Below are 23,969 nucleotides of genomic sequence, written 5' to 3'. Positions count from 1 at the left end.
TTCCGCGGCACGTGAGGACGACGGACGAGGTCGGGTTACGCGTCGATGACTCCACCCAACGCAGAGAACCTTTCGGCCTGGCTGGTCTCCCGCCTCGCCGAGCTTCGGGGGATCGATTCGCGGACCATCGACCCACGCGAGCGGTTCCATCGCTACGGGCTCGACTCCATCGGCGCCACGAAGCTCATCGCGGATCTGGGCAAGCACCTCGGTCGTAGCCTCTCGCCGACCCTCGTCTGGGAGCACGCGACCCCCGAGTCGCTGGCGAAGTTCTTGGCGTCGAACGCGGGTTCGCTCGCGCCTCCCGGGACGTCGCTGCGCCCCCCGCCCATGCCCGCGCCGGCCCCCCGCGCATCCGCGGGCAGCGAGCCCATCGCGATCGTGGGCATGGCGTGTCGGCTCCCCAAGGCGCCGGACCTCGCCGCGTTCTGGCGTCTGCTCCATGACGGCATCGACGCGATCACCGAGGTCCCGAAAGATCGCTGGAACGCAGCCGAGCTCTACGATCCGGACAACGCCGCCACGGGCAAGCTGAACACGCGCTGGGGCGGGTTCCTCGACAACGTCGACACCTTCGACCCGCAGTTCTTCGGCATCTCGCCGCGCGAGGCGGTGCAGATGGATCCGCAGCAAAGGCTCACGCTCGAGCTCGCGCTGGAGGCGCTCGAGGACGCCGGGATCCCGCCGCCCGCGCTGAAGAGCAGCCGCACGGGCGTCTTCATCGGCTCGCTCTTCCTCGACCACGCGCTCCTGCAGGATCGCGCCGGGCGCGAGTCGATCACCGCGCACACGAGCACGGGCGGCGCGTCGTGCATCATCGCGAACCGCGTCTCGTATGCGTTCGGCCTGCAGGGACCGAGCATGACCGTGGACACGGCATGCTCGTCGGCGCTCGTCGCCGTGCACCTCGCCGTCCAGAGCTTGCGCAGCGGCGAGTCGAGCGTCGCGATCGCGGGCGGCGTGAACTTGATGCTCGTGCCCGAGACGACGATGGGGTTCACGAAGCTCAACGCGATGAGCCCCGACGGCCGCTGCCGCGCCTTCGACGCGCGCGGCAACGGCTACGTGCGCAGCGAGGGCGCGGGGCTCGTGATCCTGAAGCGCCTCTCGGACGCGCTGCGCGACGGCGATCGCATCTACGCAGTCGTGCGTGGCAGCGCCGTGAACAACGACGGCGCGAGCAACGGCCTCACCGCGCCGAACCCGGCCGCCCAGCAGTCGATGCTGAAGGACGCTTGCCGCGCCGCCGGCGTCGCGCCCGCGGACATCCAGTACGTCGAGGCGCACGGCACGGGCACGCCGCTCGGCGATCCGATCGAGGCGGGCGCGCTCGGCGCCGTGATCGGCATGGAGCACCCGCCCGATCAGCCGCTCTACATCGGTTCGGTCAAGACGAACATCGGGCACACCGAAGCAGCCGCGGGGATCGCGGGGCTCATGAAGGTGGCGCTCGCGATGCACCACGACGCGCTGCCGCCGAGCCTGCATTACGAGTCACCGAACCCGAACATCGACCTCGTGCAGCTCAACCTGCGCGTCGTCACGAAGGTCGAGCCCTGGCCCGCGCCCGAGGGCACGTTGCGCCGCGCGGGCGTGAGCTCGTTCGGCTACGGCGGCACGAACGCGCACGTGATCCTGGAGAGCATGGCCCGCTCGACGGCGACGGTCGCGTTGCTCGAAGCGGGCGCGCCGGAGGCGATGGGCGCTTCGATCGGGCTCGCGCTCGAATCGATCCGGGCCGAGGAGGTGATCGCCGGGCGCGTGCTGCGTGGCCCTCCGGCCGGCGTGGGCCAGCGGCTCGCGGTCGTGGCGAGCACGAAGAGCGGGCTCGAAGCGCGGCTCGTCGACGCGCGCGGCGGCGCCGAGGGGCGCGGCATCTTCCGCGGCGTGGCCCGCGGATCCCGGCGCGTCGTGTGGGTGTTCTCGGGGCAGGGATCGCAGTGGGCGGGCATGGGCCGATCGCTCGTGCTCTCGGAGCCGAGCTTCCGCGCGGCGCTCACGCGCTGCGATCGTGTGCTCGCGCCGCTGCTCGGCTGGTCGGTGCTCGACGAGATCATGGCGGGCTCGCCGCGCGTCTCGGCCGAGCGCATCGACGTCATGTGGCCCGTGCTCTTCGCGTTCCAGGTCGCGCTCGCGGAGCTCTTGCACGACCTCGGCCTCGAGCCGGGCGCGGTGATCGGCCACAGCATCGGCGAGGTCGCTGCGGCGCACGTCGCGGGCGTGCTCTCGCTCGACGACGCGGCGCGGGTCATTGCGCATCAAGCGACGCTCGTGCAGCGATCGGTGGGGCAGGGGATGATGCTGCTCGCGGGCGTCGGCTGGGACGAGGCCGAAGCGATCGCCACGTCCACCGGAGGGCGTATTCACAGGGCCATTGCCGCGAGCCCGACGTCCACGGTGTTCTCCGGGGATGGCGGCGCGCTCGTCGGCCTCGGGGCATCCTTTGCTGCGCGTTCCATCTTCACGCGCCCCGTCAACACGGGCGCCGCCGTGCATGGCCCGCAGATGGCCTATCTCGAGGACGAGCTACCGCCTCTGCTCGCGGGGCTGCACCCCATGAGCGCGCGGGTCCCCGTCGTCTCTGGCCTCACGGGCGAGCGGATCCGAGGCGAGGACCTCGACATTGCGTACTGGTCGCGGCAGCTCCGCGAGCCTGTTCGTTTCGCGAATGGCATCCAGCGCCTTCTCGATGACGGGCTCGCGGTTTTCCTCGAGGTGGCGCCGCACCCCATCGTCAAGCACTCGATCGAGGAGTGCATCCGCCACGTGGACAAACAAGCCACGGCCGCGGTTGTGGCGTCGTTCTGGCGGAACGAGGACGAGGGGCGCGCGATCCGCGAGGCTGTGGGCCAGCTCTTCGTGCATGGCGCGAGCGTTCTCGACCGTCGCGCCGAGAGCGAGGTGACCGAGACGGGCCACGTGCATCTCCTGCCCGTCTCGGGCCAGACCGAAGCGGCGATGCGCGAGGCGGCGAAGCGCCTCGCCCAGTACCTCGAATCCTCCAGCGTGGCCGCGCTGCGGGACGTCTGTTACACGATGAGCGTTCGCCGCGCGCACCATCGCGCTCGAGGCGTGGTCGCGGCGCGGACCCGCACCGAGGTACTCGAGGCGCTGCGCGCGATCGCCGACGGGCGCGATCATCCCCTCGCGCGGGTCGGGGCGACGCCGATCGGCGGCCGACGCGGCCTCGTCTTCGTGTTTCCGGGGCAGGGCTCGCAGTGGGTCGGCATGGGCCGCTCGCTCTTCGTGCAGAAGCCCGTCTTCCGCGAGGCGATCGAGGATTGCGACGCGGTGATCCGGCGCGAGGCGGGCTTCTCGGTGATCGAGGAGCTGCTCGCGGACGAGACGCGCTCGCAGCTCGGCCGCATCGACGTCGTGCAGCCCATGCTCTTCGCGATCGAGGTCGCGCTCGCCGCGCTCTGGCGCGCGTGGGGCATCGAGCCCGACGGCGTGATCGGCCACAGCATGGGCGAGATTGCGGCGGCGCACGTCGCGGGCGTGCTCTCGCTCGACGACGCGGCGAAGGTCATTTGCCGGCGTAGCAAGCTCCTCCGGCGTGTCGCGGGGCTCGGCGCGATGGCGCTCGTCGAGCTCGCGATGGAGGAGACCGAGCGCGTCCTCGTGGGGTACGAGGACAGGCTCAGCGTCGCGGTCAGCAATGGGCCGCGCTCCACGGTGATCTCGGGCGAGCCGGCGGCGCTCGACGAGGTCATCACGAAGCTCGAAGCGCGCGGGGTCTTCTGTCGCCGCGTGAAGGTCGACGTCGCCTCGCACAGCCCGCAGATGGATGTGCTGAAGCAGGACCTCTCGGCCGCGCTCGCCGATCTGCGCCCGCATGCGTCGCAGGTCGCCATGCGCTCGACCGTCACGGGCGAGATCGTCTCGGGCGCGGAGCTCGACGCGTCGTACTGGGTGAAGAACCTCCGCGCGCCCGTCCTGTTCGGCAGGGCCGTCGCGAAGTCTGCCGAGGAGGGACAACCCCTCTTCATCGAGATCAGCCCGCACCCGATCCTCTTGCATTCGATCGAGGAGACGCTGCGCGCGCTCTCGAAAGAGGGTGCGGCCATTGCGTCGCTCAAGCGCAACGAGGACGAGCGCCATTGCCTCGTCGACGCGCTCGGCGCGCTCCACGTGAAGGGCCACGATCTCGCGTGGGCCAAGCTCTTCCCGCGCGGCGGCCGGTGCATCTCGCTGCCCACCTATCCATGGCAGCGGGATCGGTACTGGCTCGCGGACGAGGTGAAATCGCGGATGCCGACGTCGCGGCCGTGGCTCTCGCAGGCCGCTCCCCAGGATCCTGCGGCGCACCCGCTGCTCGGCGCGCCGGTTCCCCTCTCCGTCGAGCCCACGCTGCATTTTTGGGAGCAATCGCTCAGCACCACGGCATTGCCATACCTCGCGCACCACCGCGTGCAGAACGACCCGATCTTCCCCGGCGCGGGGTACGTGGAGATGGCCCTCTCCGCCGTCGCCGAGGTGCACGGCAAGGTCTCCGTCGCGCTCGAAGAGGTCTCCTTCGATCGAATGCTCCCGGTCGGCAAGGATCCGGATCGGCGTGTCCAGTTCGTCCTCGTGGACGAGGAACCGGGGCGCGCGTCGTTCCAGATTTCGAGCCGCGAGGCGGGCTCGAAGACGTGGACGCGCCACGCGGCGGGCAAGGTGCGGACGGGCGTGGGCGCGCCGGGCGCGCGCATTTCGCGCGAGCGCCCCCGCGTGCTCCAGGCGCGTTGCCCGACGATGCTCGATGCGGAGTCGTTTTATCGCCGCATGGAGGAAGGCGGCCTCTTTTATGGCCGGAGCTTCCGCGGCCTCGAGCAGATGTGGCTCGGTTCCGAGGAGGGGCTCGCCCGCGTCTTCTTGCCGGCCGACGTGGCGGTGAATGCGGATCAATATCAGGTCCACCCGGCGCTGCTCGATACGTGCTTCCAGGTCCTCGTCGGCATTCACGTGGCCGGCGAGACCGAGCCGCTCGGCACGTACGTGCTCTCGGGCGTGGACAGGATCCGGCTCCACCGCTCGCTCGGGCAGGAGGTATGGGTCCACGCGCAGCTCCACCAGAGCGACGACAAGGTCAACCCCGCGGGCGACGTCTTCGTCATCGACGCGGACGGCCGGGTGCAGGCGGAGGTGCAGGGCCTGCGCATCAAGCGACTGGAGAGCGGAAAATCGGCGTCCGCGAATGCCCTCGACGATTCCGTGTACGCGATCGAGTGGCGCAAGAAGGACCTCGACGGCGAGTCGACGCGGCTCAAGGCGCCGGGCACCCCGGGCGCGTGGCTGATCTTCGTGGACGAGGGCGGCACCGCGGCGGCCATGGCGTTCCTCCTGCTCGCGCGGGGCGAGGCGTGCGTGCGGGTCCGGGTTGGCAGCCGGTTTGCCCGCCTCGAAGCGGGGCTCTTCGAGGTCGATCCGACGAACCCGGAGCATTACCAGCGCGTCCTGCGCGAGGCGTTTGGCCGCGAGGTACATTGCCGCGGCATCGTCCATCTGTTCGCGCTCGACGCGACCCCGTGGGAGCGCACCACGAACGACACGATCACGCGCGACGTCGAGCATGGCTGCTTGAGCGCGCTTTACCTGGTCCAGGCCGTCCTCCGGCAGGGCTGGCGCGACATGCCGCGGCTCTGGCTGGTCACGCGCGGCGCGCAGGCCGTGCTCTCGACGGGGGTGCCGCTCTCCGTGGCGCAATCGACGCTCTGGGGCCTCGGCCGCACGATCGCGCTCGAGCATCCGGAGCTCGAATGCACGCGCATCGACGTGGATCCGAGCCGCAGCGGCGACGAGGCCTCGGTCCTGCTCCGCGAGATCTCGGTGCGCGACCGCGAGGACCAGGTCGCTTATCGCAAGGAGGGCCGGTACGTCGCGCGGCTCGTGCACAGCTCGTTCGACGCGATCGGGGTCGTCAAGGCGAACGTGCCGCCCGAGCCGGCGAATGGCAGGCCTTTCCGGCTGGAGAGCCTCGAGGTCGGGGTCCTCGACCAGCTCGTGCTCCGCGAGGCGCAGCGACGCGCGCCGGGTCCGGGCGAGGTCGAAATCGAGGTCGAGGCCGCGGGGCTCAATTACGTCGACGTGATGAAGGCGATGGCGGCCTATCCGGGGGTGGCCGGCGACGGCGGCACGCTCGGCCTCGAATGCGCGGGCCGCATCATCGCCGTCGGCGAGGGGGTCGAGAACCTCTCCGTCGGCCAGGAGGTCGTCGCGTTCGCGCCCGGCTCCTTTGCCTCGCACGTGACCACGCTCTCGGTGTTCGTGGCGCCGAAGCCTGCAAAGATCAGCTTCGCGGAGGCTGCGTCGCTCCCCGTCGTCTTCATGACCGTCTATTACGCGCTCAATCGACTGGCGCGCCTCGGCCATGACGAGCGGGTCCTCGTGCATACGGCGACGGGCGGGACGGGCCTCGCGGCCATCCAGATCGCGCGCGTGCTCAAAGCCGAGATCTTCGCGACCGCGGGCAGCGAGGAGAAGCGGGCGTATCTGCGATCCATCGGCATCGAACATGTCATGGATTCGCGCACGCTCTCGTTCGTCAGCGAGATCATGGAGAGCACGTCCGGCCAGGGCGTCGACGTCGTGCTCAACACGCTGACCGGCGACGCCCGCACGCGGAGCCTGGAGCTGCTCGCGCCGTATGGGCGCTTCGTCGAGCTCAGCAAGCGCGACATCTACGAGAACAACCAGCTCGCCATGACGCCGTTCCGGCGGAGCGTCTCGTTCGCCTCCGTCGACCTGCCCGGCATGTCCGTCGAGCGGCCGTCGTTGCTCGGGTCGCTGCTGAACGAGGTCATGCAGCTCTTCGAAATGGGCATCTTCCAGCCCTTGCCGGTGAAGGTCTTCCCGGCGTCGGAGGCGAATGCCGCGTTCAAGCTGATGTCCGAGGCGAAGCACATCGGGAAGGTCGTGCTCGTCATGAACGAGCCAGCGGCCGCGATTTTGCCCGCGGAGGAGCCGCGTCCCCGCATTCGTCCCGACGTGTCGTATCTGATCACCGGCGGCTTCGGCGGCCTCGGGCTCTCGCTCGCGCAGTGGATGGTGGAGCAGGGGGCTCGGCACCTCGCGCTCGTCTCGCGTCGCGCGCCATTGCCCGCCGCGCGCGAGGCCATCCGGGCCATGGAAAAGGCCGGCGCGCAGGTCCTCGTCGTCGAGGCGGACGTCGCCCGGGAGGACCAGGTCGCGGCGATGCTCGCGCAGATCGACCGCTCGCTGCCGCCTTTGCGCGGCGTCGTGCACGCGGCCGGCATCCTCGACGACAGGACGCTGCTCGAGCTCGACGAGGAGCGCTTCCACCGCGTGCTCGAGCCGAAGGTCGCAGGCGCGTTCAACCTGCACGCGCGCACCCGGGACAAACAGCTCGATTTCTTCGTGCTGTATTCGTCGGCGGCCTCGCTCCTCGGCGCGCCGGGCCAGGGCAATTACGCGGCGGCCAATGCCTTCCTCGACGCCCTCGCGCACGCGCGCCGGCGCAGCGGTTTCCCCGCGACGAGCATTCACTGGGGGCCGTTCTCGGACATCGGCCTCGCCGCCGCGCAGGGCAATCGTGGTCAGCGGCTCGCGTATCGCGGCATCGAGAGCCTCACGCCGCAGCAGGGGCTCGTCGCGTTCGGCCGTTTGCTCGAACGATCGCCCGCCGAGGTCGGCATCTTGCGCCTCGCGGTGCACCAGTGGCTCGAATTCTACCCGCAGCTCGCGGGCAGCCCCTTCTGGTCCGAGCTCCAGCGTGATCCGAAACATGCGACCGATCGCCCGGCCCCGTCGAGCCGCGTCTCGTTCCGGGGCTTGCTCGAGCGCAGGCCGCCGCAGGAGCGGCTCCCCATGCTGGAAAAGCACATCCTGGAGCACGTGGGCCAGGTGCTCCGGCTCGATATCGGGCGCATCGACCGGCTCGCCTCGTTCACGAGCCTCGGCATGGACTCGCTGCTCAGCCTGGAGCTACGCAATCGGCTCGAATCGAGCCTCGGCGTGCGGCTCTCGGCCACGCTCCTGTTCACGTATCCGAACCCGGCGTCGCTCGCCGATCACCTCCTCGATCGAATGAGCCTCTCTCCTGGCAGGCGCTCTGGGGACACGTCGCCCCCATCGATGGCGGCGCCGCGCGCGGAGCGCTCGTCGGCGCTCCCTGCGAGGCCGAGTGAGCCGATCCGGGTGCAGTCGCCCAGGCACATCACGCAATCGGAAGCCGATATCCTGCTCGAGCTCGAGGAGGAGCTGGCTCGCTCGGAGGATTACCTCTCGTGACCACCAGACGCCCCGATGCCCCACAGAGCATGACGACGCAGCACGACGACGACGCCCCGCCGGCCTCAGGGCTCTCGTCGATGCAGCGCGCGATCATGACGATCCAGAAGATGCGCGCGAAAATCGAGAATCTCGAACGCGCGCGCGTCGAGCCGATCGCCATCATCGGCATGGGATGTCGTTTTCCCGGGGGCGCAAACACGCCGGAGGCGTTTTTCGAGCTCTTGAAGCAGGGCGTGGACGCGATCACGGAGGTCCCGCCCGAGCGGTGGGGGCTCGCGCCCGAGCAATCGACCGATCCCGAGGCGCGCGCGGTGCGCTGGGGCGCGTTCCTGCGGGACGTGGACCTTTTCGATGCGCGCTTCTTCGGCATCTCGCCGCGCGAGGCGGCGAAGATGGACCCGCAGCAGAGGCTTTTGCTCGAGGTCACGTGGGAGGCCCTCGAGCGCGCCGGACAGGTGCCCGAGCGCCTCGTCGGCAGCCGCACCGGGGTTTTTCTCGGCATCATGAACAATGATTACGCCGAGATTTCGGCGGACGCCGGGCACGAGCAGGAGGACGCGTACACGACGACGGGAAATGGCCATTCCTTTCCCCCGGGGCGGCTCTCGTACACGTTCGGGTTCCAGGGTCCGAGCGTCGCGGTGGATACCGCTTGTTCCTCGTCCCTCGTCTCGATTCATCTCGCTTGCCAGAGCTTGCGCAGCGGGGAGTGCTCGATGGCGGTCGCGGGCGGCGTGAACCTGATGCTCGTGCCCTCGACCACGCGCAAGTATGCAAAGACGCAAGCCCTCTCGCCGGACGGTCGATGCAAGACCTTCGACGCCACGGCGAACGGGTTTGTCCGCGGTGAGGGGTGCGGGATGATCGTGCTCAAGCGGCTCTCGGACGCCGAGCGCGACGGCGATACGATTCTCGCACTCATTCGTGGCTCCGCGGTCAATCAGGACGGGCGCTCGACCGGGCTCACGACGCCGAACGTGCTCGCGCAGCAAGCGATGCTGACGCAGGCGCTCGAGAGCGCCCGGGTGGCTCCGTCGGATGTGGGGTATGTCGAGGCACACGGCACGGGGACGTCGCTCGGGGATCCGATCGAGATGGAGGCGCTCACGCGTGTCTTCGGTCATCCCAGGGAGAGCGGATCGACGTGCGTGCTCGGAGCGGTGAAAACGAACATCGGGCACCTCGAGTCGGCCGCGGGTGTGGCTGGGCTCATCAAGACCGTGCTCGTGCTCCAGAATGGCATCATCCCGAAGAACAACCATTTCCGCACGTTGAATCCCCGCATCCAGCTCGACCGTACGCCCTTCGTCATTCCGACCGAGATGCGGACCTGGCGCGTCGCGCTCAAGCGGCGCGTGGCCGGCGTGAGCTCGTTCGGCATGAGCGGGACGAATGCCCACGTCGTCGTGGAGGATTTTCCCCCGAGCGCCGAGGAGGATCTCAGCCCCGAGGCGTCCGCGTATCTGCTGCCGCTTTCGGCGAAGAGCCCCGCGGCGCTCCGGGCGCACGCGGCCGCCGTCCGGGACTACCTCACGAACTCGCAGGGGGACGGTTCGCTTCGGGACATCGTGTATACCGCGAGCTTGCGCCGGGCCCATTTCGAGTATCGCCTCGCGGCGGTCGGCCGCACGCGGGAGGAGATCGTCGGCGCGCTTTCGGCATTCACGGGCGGTGAGGCGAGCTCGGGGCTCGCCCAAGGGAGGTCCACGCCGGCACGGGCGAAGGTCGTTTTCGTTTTTTCGGGACAGGGCGCGCAGTGGCTCGGCATGGGCCGGAAGCTCTACGAGGAAGAGTCCGCATTCCGATCGGTCATCGAATCTTGTGATGCGCTCCTCGCCCCGCGCATCGGCTGGAGCATTCTCGACGAGCTCGACACGACGGAGGCGATGTCGCGGTTGAACGAGACGCAGGTGGCGCAACCGCTCATCTTCGCGATCCAGATCGCGCTCGTGGAGCTGCTCCGATCCTGGGGCGTCGCCCCGGATGCGGTCATCGGGCACAGCGTCGGGGAAATCGCCGCGGCTCACGTGGCCGGCATTCTCTCTCTGGACGAGGCGGTCCGCCTCGTCGCGATCCGCGGCCGCATCATGAACAAGGCGACGGGCCTCGGGAAAATGGTGGCCGTCGCGGTGCCCCCCGAGGTGGCGCGCGAGGCGATCGCCGGGTACGAGGACCGCGTGGCGATCGCCGCGGTGAATGACCCCGGCTCCGTCGTGCTGAGCGGACAAACGCTCGCCGTGGACGAGATCGTCGCGAAGCTCGAGCGAGACGGGGCCGCGTGCCGGCCGCTGCGCGTCAATTATGCGTTCCACAGCCCGCAGATGGATGCGCTCTCCGCGGAGCTCGTCGAGCGGCTCGCGCGGGTCTCGGCGCGTCGGGCCACGCTTGCGATGTACAGCACGGTGCTCGGCGAATGCGTGGACGGCGCCGAGCTCGACGCTCGGTACTGGGGCCGGAACGTGCGGGAGACGGTCGACCTCGCAGAGGCCGTGGGGAAGGCGATCCGGGACGGGTACCAGCTTTTCCTCGAAGTCGGGCCACATCCGGTGCTGACGGAGAACGTGCGGCAGACGCTCGCTGCGAAGAAGGCAGACGGGTTCGTCGCGTACACCCTGCGCAGAAATCATGACGACCGATTGTCGCTGCTCGAAGCGGTGGGCGGACTGTATACGCGGGGTTGTTTTCCGGAGTGGGCGCGGATCGTACCGAGCGGGGGAAGGTGCGTGCCGTTGCCCACGTATCCGTGGCAGCGGGAGCGGTTCTGGGTGAATACATCCGAAGGCGCGCGCGCTTCGCGGGGCGGGGTCGATGTCTCGATGGCCGACGTCCACCCGCTCCTCGGCGCGGCATTCGAGTCGTCGGTGTCGCCGGCGATGTATTGGTGGCAGCGCGCGGTCGATCACGAATCACTTGGTGATTTGCGGCATCACGTCGTTGGAGACGTCGTTGTTTTTCCGGCGGCCGCGTACGTCGAGATGGCCATCTCCGCCGCGGCGAAGCTCGACGGTGCGGGGAACGTGACGCTCGAGGATGCGGTCTTCGAGCGAGCGCTCTCGTTTGGCGTCGGCGAACGCAAGATGCTCCAGGCCGCTCTCGTCCCGGAAGACGGCGGCGCTGCGGCGTTCCACGTATCGAGCCGAGCATCGAGGGATACGGCCTGGACGCGGAATGCCACGGTCAGGGTCCGCGTCGAGGGGCAGGCGCCCGGATCGGCGGGCGAGCGCGTCGAGGCGCCGCACCGGAGGCGGGCGCGATGCGCGACGGAGGTGAGCGCCGACGAGCATTACCGCGTGATGGAGTCGCTCGGCCTCTCGTATGGCCCGGCCTTCCGGGTGGTCGAGGGGCTCTGGGTGGGCTCGGACGAGGTCATTGCTCGTCTGACGTCTCCGATCGATGAAAATGGCGCCGGCTTCGAATATTTCCGGCGTGTGGTGCTGCTCGACGGCGCATTTCAGGCGCTCGAGGCGCTTCTCTGCCACGAGGGCAAGCTCTCCGGGGACGTGGCGTACCTCCCGGCGAGCGTCGAGCGGGTTGCCGTTCTGGGCCCCGTCGGCCGTCAGATATGGGCCGTCGCGCGGGTGCGATCTTCGTCGCAGGACGCCGTGATCGGAGACATCACGCTCGTCGACGAGGAAGGCGTGGTTCGCGTGGCGGTCGACGGGCTCGTCCTTCGACCTGTCAAGGTCGCGAAGGCTGCTCCGCGCGATTGGGTCGACGCGTGCGCGTTCGCCGTCGAGTGGCGGCCGAGCGCTCGGCCGCAGGCGCCCGCTGCGAAGCCTGGATCCTCCGGCGGCGTTCTCGTCGTCGCCGATCGGAAGGGCGTGGGCACGGCGCTCGTGGCGCTCCTGCGTGAGCGAGGAATCCAGGCGGTTCACGTGATTCACGGGGACCATTACGAGCGGATCGGGTATGACGCGTACACCGTCGACCCGGAGAACGGGGACGATTACACGTCGGTCCTCCGGGGAGCCTTCAGTGCGCAGTTTCCGTGCCGCGCGGCGGTGCACCTCTCCAGCATCGACAGCGCCGGATGGGCTGCGACGACGACCGATACGCTCGTGGCCGATCAGCGCCATGGGAGCGTGAGCTTGCTTCATCTGGCGCAGGCGCTCGTGCGCCTCGGAGGTCGCGATACGCCTCGACTCTGGATCACGACCCAGGGCGCGCAGGTCGCCAGCGCGGCCGGGCCGCCCCCATCGGTGGCGCAGGCTGCCCTCTGGGGGATGGCGCGTACGATTGCGCTGGAACACCCGGAGCTCGATTGCGCGCGGGTGGACCTGGACCCGTCCGGTGATACGCTCCGCTCGGCGCAAGCGATACTCGATGAGATCCTGGTGAACGGGCGCGAGGATCAGCTCGCGTTCCGCGGCGAAGCCCGCCTCGCGGCGAGGCTCGCGCGTGCGTCGCTTTCCAGGTCCTCGACGGCGCCGTCCCTGCGCCCGGACGCGTCGTACCTCATCACCGGAGGCCTCGGGGGCCTCGGTTTGTCGCTCGCGCAATGGATGGTGCAGCATGGGGCACGCCATTTCGCCCTCGTCGGGCGGCGCGGGCCTGCCGAGCCGGCGATGCGGGCGATTCGGGCCATGGAACAGGCGGGCGCGAAGGTCCTCGTGATCGAGGCCGACGTCGCGCGAGCGGCTGACGTTGGAGACGTGTTCGCGCAGCTCGACGAGCATCTCCCGCCGTTGCGGGGCGTCGTGCACGCGGCCGCGGTCCTCGCGGACCATACCCTCCTCGAGCTCTCGGGGGCCGATGTCCGGACGGTCATGGCGCCGAAGCTGCTCGGCGCGTTCCACCTCCACGACAGGGTGGTGGGGCGAGAGCTCGACTTCTTTCTCCTTTATTCGTCAGCGGCAGCTCTGCTGGGCTCCGCGGGGCAAGCCAATTATGGGGCGGCAAACGCGGCCGTCGACGCGCTCGCACAGGCACGGCGCGCCATGGGCCTCCCTGCGACCAGCGTCCAGTGGGGGCCCTTCAGCGAGGTCGGCCTCGCGGCTGCGGCGCGCAATCGAGGGGCCCGACTCGCGCATCGTGGCCTCGAGAGCCTCTCGCCCGAGGAGGGCCATCAAGCCCTCCTTCGAATCCTCGCGTCGTCGTCCGCCGAGCTGGCCATCATGCGCTTCGATCTGCGGCGCTGGCTCGAGGCCCTGCCACAGGCCGCTGCCTCGCCCTTCTGGTCCGAGCTGCGCAAGGAGCGCGTGAGCGGCCCGTCGGCGACGGCCGGGCAGACGAGCGTTCGCCGCACGATCGACGGTAAACCAGAAGGTGAGCGGCGTGCCGCCGTGGAGGGCCACCTGCGCACATGCCTCGCCAGGGTCTTGCAAGTCGATGCCGCCGGAATCGACCTCGCGGCTTCGTTCACGGACCTCGGGATGGATTCGCTCACCAGCCTCGAGCTTCGCAATCGATTGGAGACGACCCTCGAGCTCAAGCTGCCCTCGACCCTCCTTTTCACCTATGCGAATTCCGCAGCGCTGGTCGATTACCTCATCGGGCGGATCGCCCCCGAGCCGCCGCCGCCCGCGGAGCCACCGCGCACCTCGCCGACCCAGCCATCGCCGCCTATGCCTGTCGATGACGACGACCTCATCACGGCATTCGACGCGTCCATGAACAGCATCAAGGATGGAGGGCTCGTATGAGCGCCACCATCGAGGACTACCGTTCCCGTCTCCGGGAGGCCCTCGCGGCGATCAACCAGCTCAAGACCAAGGTCGAGGACCTCACGCGAGCCCAGACCGAGCCCATCGTGATCGTGGGCATGGCGTGCCGTTTTCCCGGAGCATCGAACACACCCGAGGCGTTTTTCCAGGCCCTGGAAGCCGGCCTGGATGCCGTGACCGAGGTGCCCGGCGGGCGCTGGACGCTAGACCCGGCTTCCGATGACCCGGCGACACGAGGCGTACGCTGGGGCGCGTTCGTGGAGGCCGTCGACAGCTTCGATGCCGAGTTCTTCGGCATCTCGCCCCGCGAGGCGACGCGCCTGGATCCGCAGCAGCGGTTGCTCCTGGAGGTGGCGTGGGAGGCGCTGGAGAGCGCAGGGCTCGTCCCGGCGCGCCTCATGGGCAGCCGCACGGGCGTGTTCCTGGGGCTCATGACGAACGACTATGCGCTCCTCGACGCCGCGGCAGGCCGGGAACGCCAGGACGCATACAGCGCGACCGGCAATGGGCATTGTTTCCCCGCGGGTAGGCTCTCCTATACCCTCGGCTTGCAGGGACCGAGCCTCGTCGTCGATACCGCGTGCTCTTCCTCGCTCGTCGCATTGCACCTCGCTTGCCAGAGCCTCCGGGCCAGGGAATGCGACGCGGCGCTCGTCGGCGGCGTCAACTTGATGCTCTCGGCGGAGACGAGCGAGCTCTTCTCGCGGACCCGGGCGCTGTCGCCCGACGGGCGGTGCAAGACGTTCGACGCGGCGGCCAATGGCTACGTGCGCGGCGAGGGCTGCGGCGTGCTCGTGCTGAAGCGGCTCTCGGAGGCGCGGCGCGACGGGGATCGCATTCTCGCCGTGATCCGGGGATCCGCCGTGAACCAGGATGGGCGTTCGACGGGGCTCACGACGCCGAACGTGCTCGCGCAACAATCGCTGCTCCGCGCTGCGCTCGCGAATGCGGGTTTGACGCCCGCGGACATCGGGTACGTCGAGACGCACGGGACGGGCACGCCGCTCGGAGACCCGATCGAGGTGGACGCCTTGCGAGCGGTCCTCGGTGATCCTCGCGCCGATGGTTCGCCTGTCTTTCTGGGCGCAGTCAAGACGAACATCGGGCATCTCGAGGCGGCCGCGGGCATGGCGAGCATGATCAAGGCGATCATGGCGCTACGGCAGGGGATCATTCCGCCCAACATCCACTTTCGTACGCTGAATCCCCGGATCGATCTGGAAGATTCCGCGATCGCCATTGCGACGGAGCGCGTGGCGTGGCCGAGCGGCCGATCACGTCGGCGCGCCGGCGTGAGCTCGTTCGGGATGAGCGGCACGAACGCGCACGTGATTCTGGAGGAGGCGCCGGCCGAGGGGGTGAAGCCGCCCTCGAAGGAAGCGCCCGCGTATCTGTTGCCGCTCTCGGCGAAGAGCGCCGAGGCGCTCGCGGCGATGGGGAGCTCGTACGGCGAGTGGTTGTCGCGGGAGACCGGGGCGGCGATGCACGATGTGGTGTACACGGCGAGCGCGCGCCGTACGCATCACGAGCACCGGCTCTGCGCCGTGGGGAGGACGCGCGAGGATCTCGCGGGTCTTTTGTCGGCGTTCGGGCGCGGAGAGGCGCCGGGCGGCGTGGTGACGGGGAAGGCATCGGGGCGCCCGAGGGTCGTGTTCGTTTTTTCGGGACAGGGCTCGCAATGGGCGGGGATGGGAAGGGGGCTTCTCGGCGAGGAGCCGGTGTTTCGTGCCAAACTCGAAGAGATCGATCGGCTGCTCCGTGGCCACGTCGGCTTCTCGCTGCTCGAGGAGCTCGGCGCGTCGGAGGAGGTCTCGCGGCTCGGCGAGACGGAGATCGCGCAGCCTGCGCTGTTCGCGATCGAGGTGGCGCTCGTCGAGCTCCTGAAATCGTGGGGCGTCGTGCCGGACGCGGTGATCGGGCACAGCGTGGGAGAGATCGCGGCGGCGCACGTCTCGGGGGCGATCTCGCTCGACGAGGCGGTGCGGCTCGTGGCGTTGCGCGGTCGCATCATGCAGAAGGCGACCGGCCATGGGGCCATGGCATGGGTGTCGTTGCCGGCGGAGGACGCGAGGAAGGCGATCGCCGGGCGGGAGGGGGAGCTCTCGATCGCGGCCGTGAACGATCCGGCGTCGGTGGTCCTGTCGGGACAAACCACGGCGCTCGCCGGGGTGCTCGCGGAGCTGGGGGCGCGGGGGGTGACGACGAGGCCCTTGCGGGTGAATTACGCGTTTCACAGCCCGCAAATGGAGCCACTTGCGCGACAGCTCGTGGAGGGGCTCGGCCGCATGCAAGCGGGGCCCAGCACGATCCCGATGTACAGCACGGTGTCGGGCGCGCGGATCGAAGGGGGGACGCTCGACGCGGCGTACTGGGGCCGGAACGTGCGCGCCGCGGTGGATCTCGCGGCGGCCGTGAATGCGGCGCTCGCGGACGGGCATCGCATGCTGGTCGAGGTGGGTCCGCACCCGGTGCTGCTCGGGAACTTGCAGCAATGCATTGCCGCGCGGGGGGATGACGCGAAGGCGCTGCCGACCTTGCGCAGGCAAAGGGAGGAGCACCCTTCGATGCTGGAGGCGCTGGGGGCGCTTCACGTCGAGGGGGTCGAGGTCGACTGGAAATCCCTCTATCCGGAGGGTGGCAGCGTCGTCGCATTGCCGGCCTATGCCTGGCAGCGCCGGCGTTATTGGATCGAGGGGATCCCCTCCGAGAAGACGAGGACCGAGCCACGGGAGATCGACCCCCTCGGGGATTGCCTGTACGCGCTCGAATGGCGCCTGCAGGGAGCCCCGCTCGCGCCCGCTCGGATGCCGGCCGTCCCCGGGGCTCCGTGGTTGCTCTTGTGCGACGAGAGCGGCGTCGGAGACAGGCTCGCCTCGCTTTTGGAGCAGCAAGGGCACAGGTGCGTGCGCGCGCGTTCGGGTGAGCGATTCGCGGCACGCGGGCCAGGGGCCTACGTGTTCGACCCGACAAACCCGGACGATTGTCACGCCCTGCTTCGCGACGCGTTCGGAGACGGCGCTCGATGTCGCGGCGTCGTTCATCTCACGGCCCTCGACGCGACACCCCTCGAGCATACCGACGAAAACTCGCTGGGAAGAGACCAGGCGCGCGGGTTCCTCGGGGCGACGTACCTCTTGCAGGCGCTGCTGCGGCGAAGCTGGCGTGACAAACCTCCGCTCTGGCTCGTCACGCGCGGGGTCGCGCGCGCCGGAGCGGAGCCGGTCGCGTGCGTCTCGCAGGCGCTCCTCGGGGGGCTCGGGCGTACGATCGCGCTCGAGCACCCCGAGATCACGTGCAAGCGCGTCGATTTGTCGCCCGTCCCTCACGAGGACGAGGCGAGCTTGCTTTTGCGTGAGCTCGCCATGGCGGATGACGAGGATCAGATCGCGCTGCGAAGCGAGGGCAGGTACGTGGCACGCCTCTCCCGCGCGCACTTCGACGCCGCGCCCTCGAAGACGAAAGCCTTGCGGGGGGATGCGACGTACCTGATCACGGGCGGCCTCGGCGGGCTCGGATTGTCCGTCGCGCGGTGGATGGTGGAGGCAGGCGCCCGGCATTTGGCCCTGGTCGGGCGTCGTGGGCCCTCGGAGGCGGCCACGAAGGTCATCGAGGGCCTCGCCGCGGCGGGCGCGCACGTGCTCGTACTCCAAGGCGACGTGGCGGAGCGGAAAGACGTGGCCTCGTTGCTCGAAAGGATCGAGCGGGAAGCGCCGCCGCTGCGTGGCGTCGTGCACGCGGCCGGCGTCGCCGGGGAGCCGACGCCTTTGCTCGAGCTTCGTCGTGAGGCATTCGAACGCACGATCGCCGCGAAGGTGCGGGGCGCCTGGAACCTGCACGCCCTGACGGCGCCGTTGCCCCTCGACTTCTTCGTGCTTTATTCGTCCGCCTCCTCACTCCTCGGGCTCGTGAGCCAGGCGAGCTACGCGGCCGCGAATGCATTCCTGGACGCTCTCGCGGCGTTCCGGACCGGACGTGGTTTGCCCGGGATGAGCATCCAATGGGGCGCGTTCGCGGAGGTTGGCCTGGCACAACAGGGCGACGCGTCCACGCGCCTCGGCGAGGGCGGGATGGGCAGCCTCACGCCTGCGGAGGGCGTCTCTGCCCTCGCGAAGTTGCTCGAGCGGCCCCGCACGGACGTGGGCGTGATGCGTTTGTCGGTGCGGCATTGGCTGGAGTTTTTCCCGCACCTCGCCGGGCAGCCCTTCTGGTCCGAGCTCGCGACCGAGGCGGTGGGCGCGAAGCAAGCTTCAGCGCCGCAGCAGAGCTTCCGATCGCGTATCGAGCGCGCGGCGTTCGCCGAGCGGCCCCACCTCCTCGAAGGACACGTCCGTGAGCACCTCGGGCGCATCCTGGGAATCGAGCCTGGGCGTATCGAGCGCACGTCTCCGTTCCGGGCCCTCGGTGTCGACTCGTTGATGAGCCTCGAGCTGCGCAATCGCCTGGACGCGAGCCTCGGGCTCAAGCTGCCGGCGACGCTATTGTTCACGTACCCGCACCTCGGGGCATTGACCGAGCATCTGCTCGGAGAGCTCGGTCTCGACCACGCCGAGGAGGCCGCGCCGGTCGCGGCGGTCGCGGCGCTGCCGGAGCGAGGGCAGGACGAGCCGATTGCGATCGTCGGAATGGCTTGTCGCTTTCCGGGAGGCGGCGCCGATCCCGATTCGTTCTTCGCTGCCCTGCTCGACGGCGTCGACGCGGTGCGGGACGTGGTGCCGTCGCGTTGGCCGGCCGATACGATGCTGGAGGACAAACCCGGCGCCGGGTACGCGGCCCTGCTGGATGGGCTCGATCGGTTCGACGCCGCCTTCTTCGGGATCGCGCCGCGGGAGGCGGAGGCGCTCGATCCTCAACAACGAATGCTCCTCGAGGTCACGTGGGAGGCGCTGGAGGACGCGGGGCTCAAGCCCGATGCATTGGTGGGTAGCCAGGCGGGCGTGTTCGTGGGGATCACGTCACTCGATTACCAGCGCATCGTGCAGAGCGGCCCGGAGCACCTGGACGCGTATGGCGCGACCGGCACGATGCTGGCGACGGCGGCGGGGCGATTGTCGTACGTGCTGGGGTTGCAGGGGCCGGCCGTGGCGCTCGATACCGCGTGCTCGTCGTCCCTCGTGGCGCTGCACCTGGCCTGCCAGAGTTTGCGGAATGGGGAGAGCACGATGGCCGTCGCGGGCGGCGCGAATGCGCTGCTCGCGTGGGAGAGCATGGTGATGCTTTCGGCCATGCGGGCGCTCTCTCCGGACGGGCGATGCAAGACGCTCGACGCTCGCGCGAACGGATACGTCCGCGGCGAGGGTTGCGGGATGGTGGTGCTGAAGCGGCTCTCGGACGCCCGGCGGGACGGCGACAGGATCCACGGGGTGATTCGAGGATCGGCCATCAACCAGGACGGCCGATCGACGGGCCTGACGGCGCCGAACGTGCTGTCGCAGCAGGCGCTTTTGCGGCAGGCGCTGGAGAGCGCGCGGCTTCGCGCGGACGACATCGGGTACATCGAAATGCATGGGACGGGCACGCCGCTCGGCGACCCGATCGAGGCGGACGCATTGCGAGAGGTCTTCGGCGCGCCGCGGGACGACGGATCACGGTGCTTGCTCGGCGCGGTGAAGACGAACATCGGTCACCTCGAATCGGCGGCGGGGGTCGCGGGGATCATCAAAATCCTCGAGGTGTTCCGCCACGGGATCCTGCCGAAGAACCTGCATTTCAAGGCGCTGAATCCCCGCATTTCCCTGGATGGCACGCCGCTCGTGATCCCGACCGAGAACGTGCCCTGGCCACGCGGCAATAAGCCGCGGCGGGCGGGCGTGAGCTCCTTCGGGATGAGCGGCACGAACGCACACGTGATCCTGGAGGAGCCGCCCGCGGAGGAGGCGAAATCGTCCGGCAAGGAGGCTTCGGCATATCTCCTGCCGATCTCGGCGAAGACCCCCGCGGCGCTGACCGAGGCGGCGCGGTCGTACGGGGAATGGTTGTCCCGGGAGAAGGACGTGCCGCTCGGGGATGTCGTGTACACGGCGAGCGCGCGCCGAATGCACCACGAGCACCGCCTCGCCGCGGTGGGCGCGACGCGCGAGGAGCTCGCGGGCCTCTTGTCCTCGTTTGCGCGCGGAGAAGCGCCGAGCGGCGTGGCGCATGCGAAGACCTCGGCCGCGGGGCGGCCCAGGGTGGTGTTCGTCTTCTCCGGACAGGGATCACAATGGGCCGGAATGGGCAGGAAGCTCCACGAGGAGGAGCCGGTTTTTCGTGCCAAGCTCGAAGAAATCGACCGGCTGCTCCGCCCGCGTGCAGGCTTCTCGGTCGTGGAGGAGCTCGGCGCGCCCGAGGAGCGGTCGCGGCTCGGCGAGACGGAGATCGTGCAGCCTGCGCTCTTCGCGATCGAGGTGGCGCTCGCGGAGCTCTTGAAATCGTGGGGCGTCGTTCCGGACGCGGTGATCGGGCATAGCGTGGGGGAGATCGCGGCGGCGCACGTATCGGGCGCGCTGACGCTCGACGAGGCGATCCGGCTCGTGGTGATGCGCGGCCGCATCATGCAGAAGGCGACGGGCCACGGGAAAATGGCGTGGGTGTCGCTACCGGCAAGCGAGGCGGGCAGGGCGATCGCGGGGCGCGAGGACAAACTCTCGATCGCGGCCGTGAACGACCCGACGTCGGTGGTTTTGTCCGGTGAAACGGCCGCGCTGGAGGATGTGCTCGCAAAGCTCGAAGGCCGGGGCGTGGTCACGAGGCCCTTGCGCGTCAATTACGCATTCCACAGCCCGCAGATGGATCCCCTCGCGCGTGAGCTCGCGGTGGGGATCGACGCGATCGAGGCGAGGGCTGCCACGATTTCGATGTACAGCACCGTGACGGGCGAGCGTATCGCGGGAGACGCGCTGGGTGCGGCGTACTGGGGCCGCAACGTGCGAGCCACGGTGGATCTCGCCGGGGCGGTCTCGACGGCGCTCGCGGATGGATATCGCGTGTTTCTGGAGGTCGGCCCCCATCCTGTGCTCCTCGCGAACGTGCAGCAATGCATCGCGACGGCGCGGATCACAGGCGCGAAGGCGCTGCCGACCCTGCGCCGGCACGGCGAGGAGCGCCGGGCGGTGCTGGAAGCGCTGGGGGCGCTGCACGTCGAAGGGGTCGAGCTCCATGGGGGGGACCCGAATCCCCAATCCGGAAGGGTCTGCACGTTGCCCGTATATCCTTGGCAGCGAGAGCGGTACTGGATCGACGCGCCCGTGCGGCGGGAGCGCGTGGCGCGGGAGGAAGCCGATCTCCATCCGCTCCTCGGCCGAGGATATGCGTCCTCGATCGCGCCGGGGACCCATGTCTGGCAACGATCGTTGCGGCTCGAAGATCTCCCCTATCTGGCGGATCACCGCGTGGCGGGGAGCGTCGTGTTCCCTGCGACGGCTTATGCCGAAATGGCGCTCGCGGCCCTCTCGCTCGTGCAGGATGGGGGCGTCCTCGTCATCGAGGAGATGTCCCTCGAGCGGATGCTGATGCTCGACCCGGGCGTCACGCGTGAGCTCCAGCTCGTCCTCGTGGAGCAGGAGGGCGAGGCCGCGCAGGTCACGATTGCGAGCCGCGTGATGGGCGAGAAGGCGTGGGTGCGGCACGCGACCGCCAAGGTGCGCGTGGATCTCGCCACGGCGCAGCCACGTTCGTCCTCGCCGCCGCGGGCCATGATGGAGGGGCCGAACGCCGCGATCACGGCCGCGGAGCATTACGCGCGCATGGATGCTCTTGGCCTCGTGTACGGAGCGTCGTTCAGGGGTCTGCAATCCGTGAAGATCGACCAGGGCGAGGTGGTCGCTCACGTTCGTTTGCCCAGCGCGCTCGACGCGCAGGCGTCCGCATACCAGGTCCATCCGGCCCTCCTGGATGCATGCTTTCAGGCGGCCGCCTGGGCGCTCGATCCTTCGTCCTCCGACGAGACGACGTTCGTGCCGGCGAAGCTCGCGGGCCTGCGGTCCTTCGCGAAAACCAAGAGCGAGGTGTGGGTCCGCGTCCGGTCCGAGAAGCAGGCCGACGGCACGATTCCCAGCGTGAGCCTCACGGTCGTCGACGAAGCGGGTCGGGTATTGCTCGAGCTCGGAGAGCTCCGTCTCTTGCCGATCGAGGCGGCGCCGGCGCGCGAGCACGGCCGCTTCGACGACTGGTTGTTCGAGGTCGCCTGGCGGCGCCAGGACTTGCCCGTCGGGAAAACGAGCACGAACGGCGACGGCGCGTGGCTCGTGCTGCTCGACGCGAAGGGTCTGGGTCGGGCCCTCGCGGCGCGCCTGCGCGAGCGGGGTCATGCGAGTATCGAGGTCTCGATCGGCTCGATCTACGAACGCGTAGGCGCCGAAGCGTACCGGCTCGATCCCACGGATCCCGTGCAGGTGCGAAGGCTGCTGGCAGAGGTCTTCGGCGACGGGCGGAAATGCAGGGGCATCGTCCATCTGGCGGGCCTCGACGGGGCCTCCTGGGAGGCGACGAGCGCGGAGACGCTGTCCGGTGACATCCGGCGAAGCTGCGTGAGCGCGTCGAGATTGGCGCAGGCGGCTCTGGTGCAGGGTTGGCGCGACGTACCGCGGCTTTTCCTGGTGACGAGGGCGGCGCAAAGGGTTGGCGGAGAAGCTGCGCCCGTCGCGGTATCGCAGGCGCCGCTCTGGGGCCTCGGCCGAGCCATTGCGCTCGAACATCCGGCGCTCGAGTGTACGCTGCTCGATCTGTCGCCAATGCCGCTGCAGGACGAAATCGATCGTCTCGTCGACGAGCTCGGTGCGCGAGATGCCGAGAGTCAGGTGGCATTGCGGAGCGCAGGACGCTTCGTGGCCCGGCTCGCGCGCACCCGGATGACCGCCGCGCCCCCGAGGCAGGTGGCCATCCGTCCGGATGCCACCTACTTGATCACCGGCGGTCTGGGCGGCCTCGGGCTCGCGCTCGCGGGTTTCCTGGTCGGTCGTGGAGCCCGCCACGTCGCGCTGGTTGGAAGGAGCGAACCCTCGCCGCGGGCCCGGGAGGCGATCGACGCGATGGCAGCGACCGGAGCTTCGATTCGTGTCGTGCGGGCCGACGTGTCGCGGCGGGAGGAGGTCGCTCGCGTCCTGTCGACGATGCAGCGCGAAATGCCGCCGCTTGCCGGTATCGTGCACGCCGCGGCGGTCCTCGAAGATCGCACGCTGCTCGAGCTCACCGAGGAGGCGTTCCTGCGCGTGATGGGCGCGAAGGTGCTCGGGGCGCTGCACCTCCACGAGCTCACCGCAGCCGAGCCTCTCGATTTCTTCGTGTGTTACTCCTCCGCAGCGGGGCTCTTGGGCTCGCCTGGGCAAAGCAACTATGCCGCCGCGAATGCATGCCTCGACGCGCTCGCGCGGGCGCGCGTGCACGCGGGGCTGCCAGGGACGAGCATTGCATGGGGGCCATTCACGGAGGTCGGCCTCGCGGCGGCGCAGGAAGCCCGCGGTCGAGCGGTCTCCGGGCGCGGCATCGAGGGCATGTCGCCGGCCGATGGGAATACCATCCTCGAGAAGCTGATCGAGCGGCCGAGGGCAGAGGTCGGCGTGCTGCGGCTCTCCTTGCGGCAATGGCAGGAGTTCTACCCCCAGGCCGCCGCGCTCCCGTTCTTCGCGGAGCTGCGCGCGGAGGCACCCGGTCAGGCCCCCGGCGGGTCGAGCGCGGGTTCCTTCCGTTCGACGCTCGAGGAGGTCGCGGCAGACGCGCGATTCGCCCTCCTGCAGCGGCACGTGCTCGAGCACCTCGGGCGGGTCTTGAGGCTCGATCCCGGTCGCATCGACCCGGCCGCGACGTTCACGAGCCTCGGCGTCGATTCCCTCATGAGCCTGGAGCTCAGGAACAGGCTCCAGCAAAGCCTGCGTCTCGATCTCCCGTCGACCCTCCTCTTCACCTATCCGACGCTCGAAAAGCTCACGCTGTCGCTCCTGGATGCGCTGCAGCTCCCGGCGTCGCCGGAGCCCGCGCCGCTCGACGCGCCCGCGGGAGGCGAGAGCGGAGAGGCGGAGCGCCTCGCGCAGATGGATGTCGACGATCTCGTGGCTCTCCTCGACGAGGAGCTCTCCCTCACCCGAAAAGGGGTTTGAC

At 69.5% G+C, this 23,969-nt stretch carries 3 protein-coding genes; all 3 read left to right on the top strand.

Features of this window, described 5'->3' with window-relative positions:
* The first annotated feature begins 45 nt into the window (after positions 1–45).
* From QHF84_RS10835 to QHF84_RS10825, 3 genes are read left to right on the top strand one after another with little or no spacing between them, the layout of a single operon-like run.
* Positions 46–8,232, top strand: a complete 8,187-nt coding sequence (locus QHF84_RS10835; protein WP_281313154.1) for a type I polyketide synthase — start codon at positions 46–48, stop codon at positions 8,230–8,232.
* On the top strand, positions 8,229–13,877 hold the full coding sequence (locus QHF84_RS10830; protein ID WP_281313153.1) for a type I polyketide synthase: 5,649 nt from the start codon (positions 8,229–8,231) through the stop codon (positions 13,875–13,877). Before QHF84_RS10835 ends, QHF84_RS10830 begins: the two co-directional genes overlap by 4 nt.
* The gene (locus QHF84_RS10825) at positions 13,874–23,968 is read left to right on the top strand and encodes a type I polyketide synthase (RefSeq protein WP_281313152.1); all 10,095 of its coding nucleotides are present in this window, start codon (positions 13,874–13,876) and stop codon (positions 23,966–23,968) included. The genes QHF84_RS10830 and QHF84_RS10825 overlap by 4 nt, the downstream gene beginning before the upstream one ends.
* Position 23,969 lies beyond the last annotated feature (1 nt).

Source organism: Polyangium sp. y55x31 (assembly GCF_029946505.1).
Taxonomy (GTDB): Bacteria; Myxococcota_A; Polyangia; order Polyangiales; family Polyangiaceae; genus Polyangium.
The sequence above is the reverse complement of the archived record's forward strand: the minus strand, read 5'-3'. Positions and strand labels throughout refer to the sequence as shown.

Coding starts and splice junctions, on each gene's coding strand:
- QHF84_RS10825 (WP_281313152.1), top strand. CDS start 13,874: ATGAGCGCCACCATCGAGGACTACCGTTCCCGTCTCCGGGAGGCCCTC.
- QHF84_RS10835 (WP_281313154.1), top strand. CDS start 46: ATGACTCCACCCAACGCAGAGAACCTTTCGGCCTGGCTGGTCTCCCGC.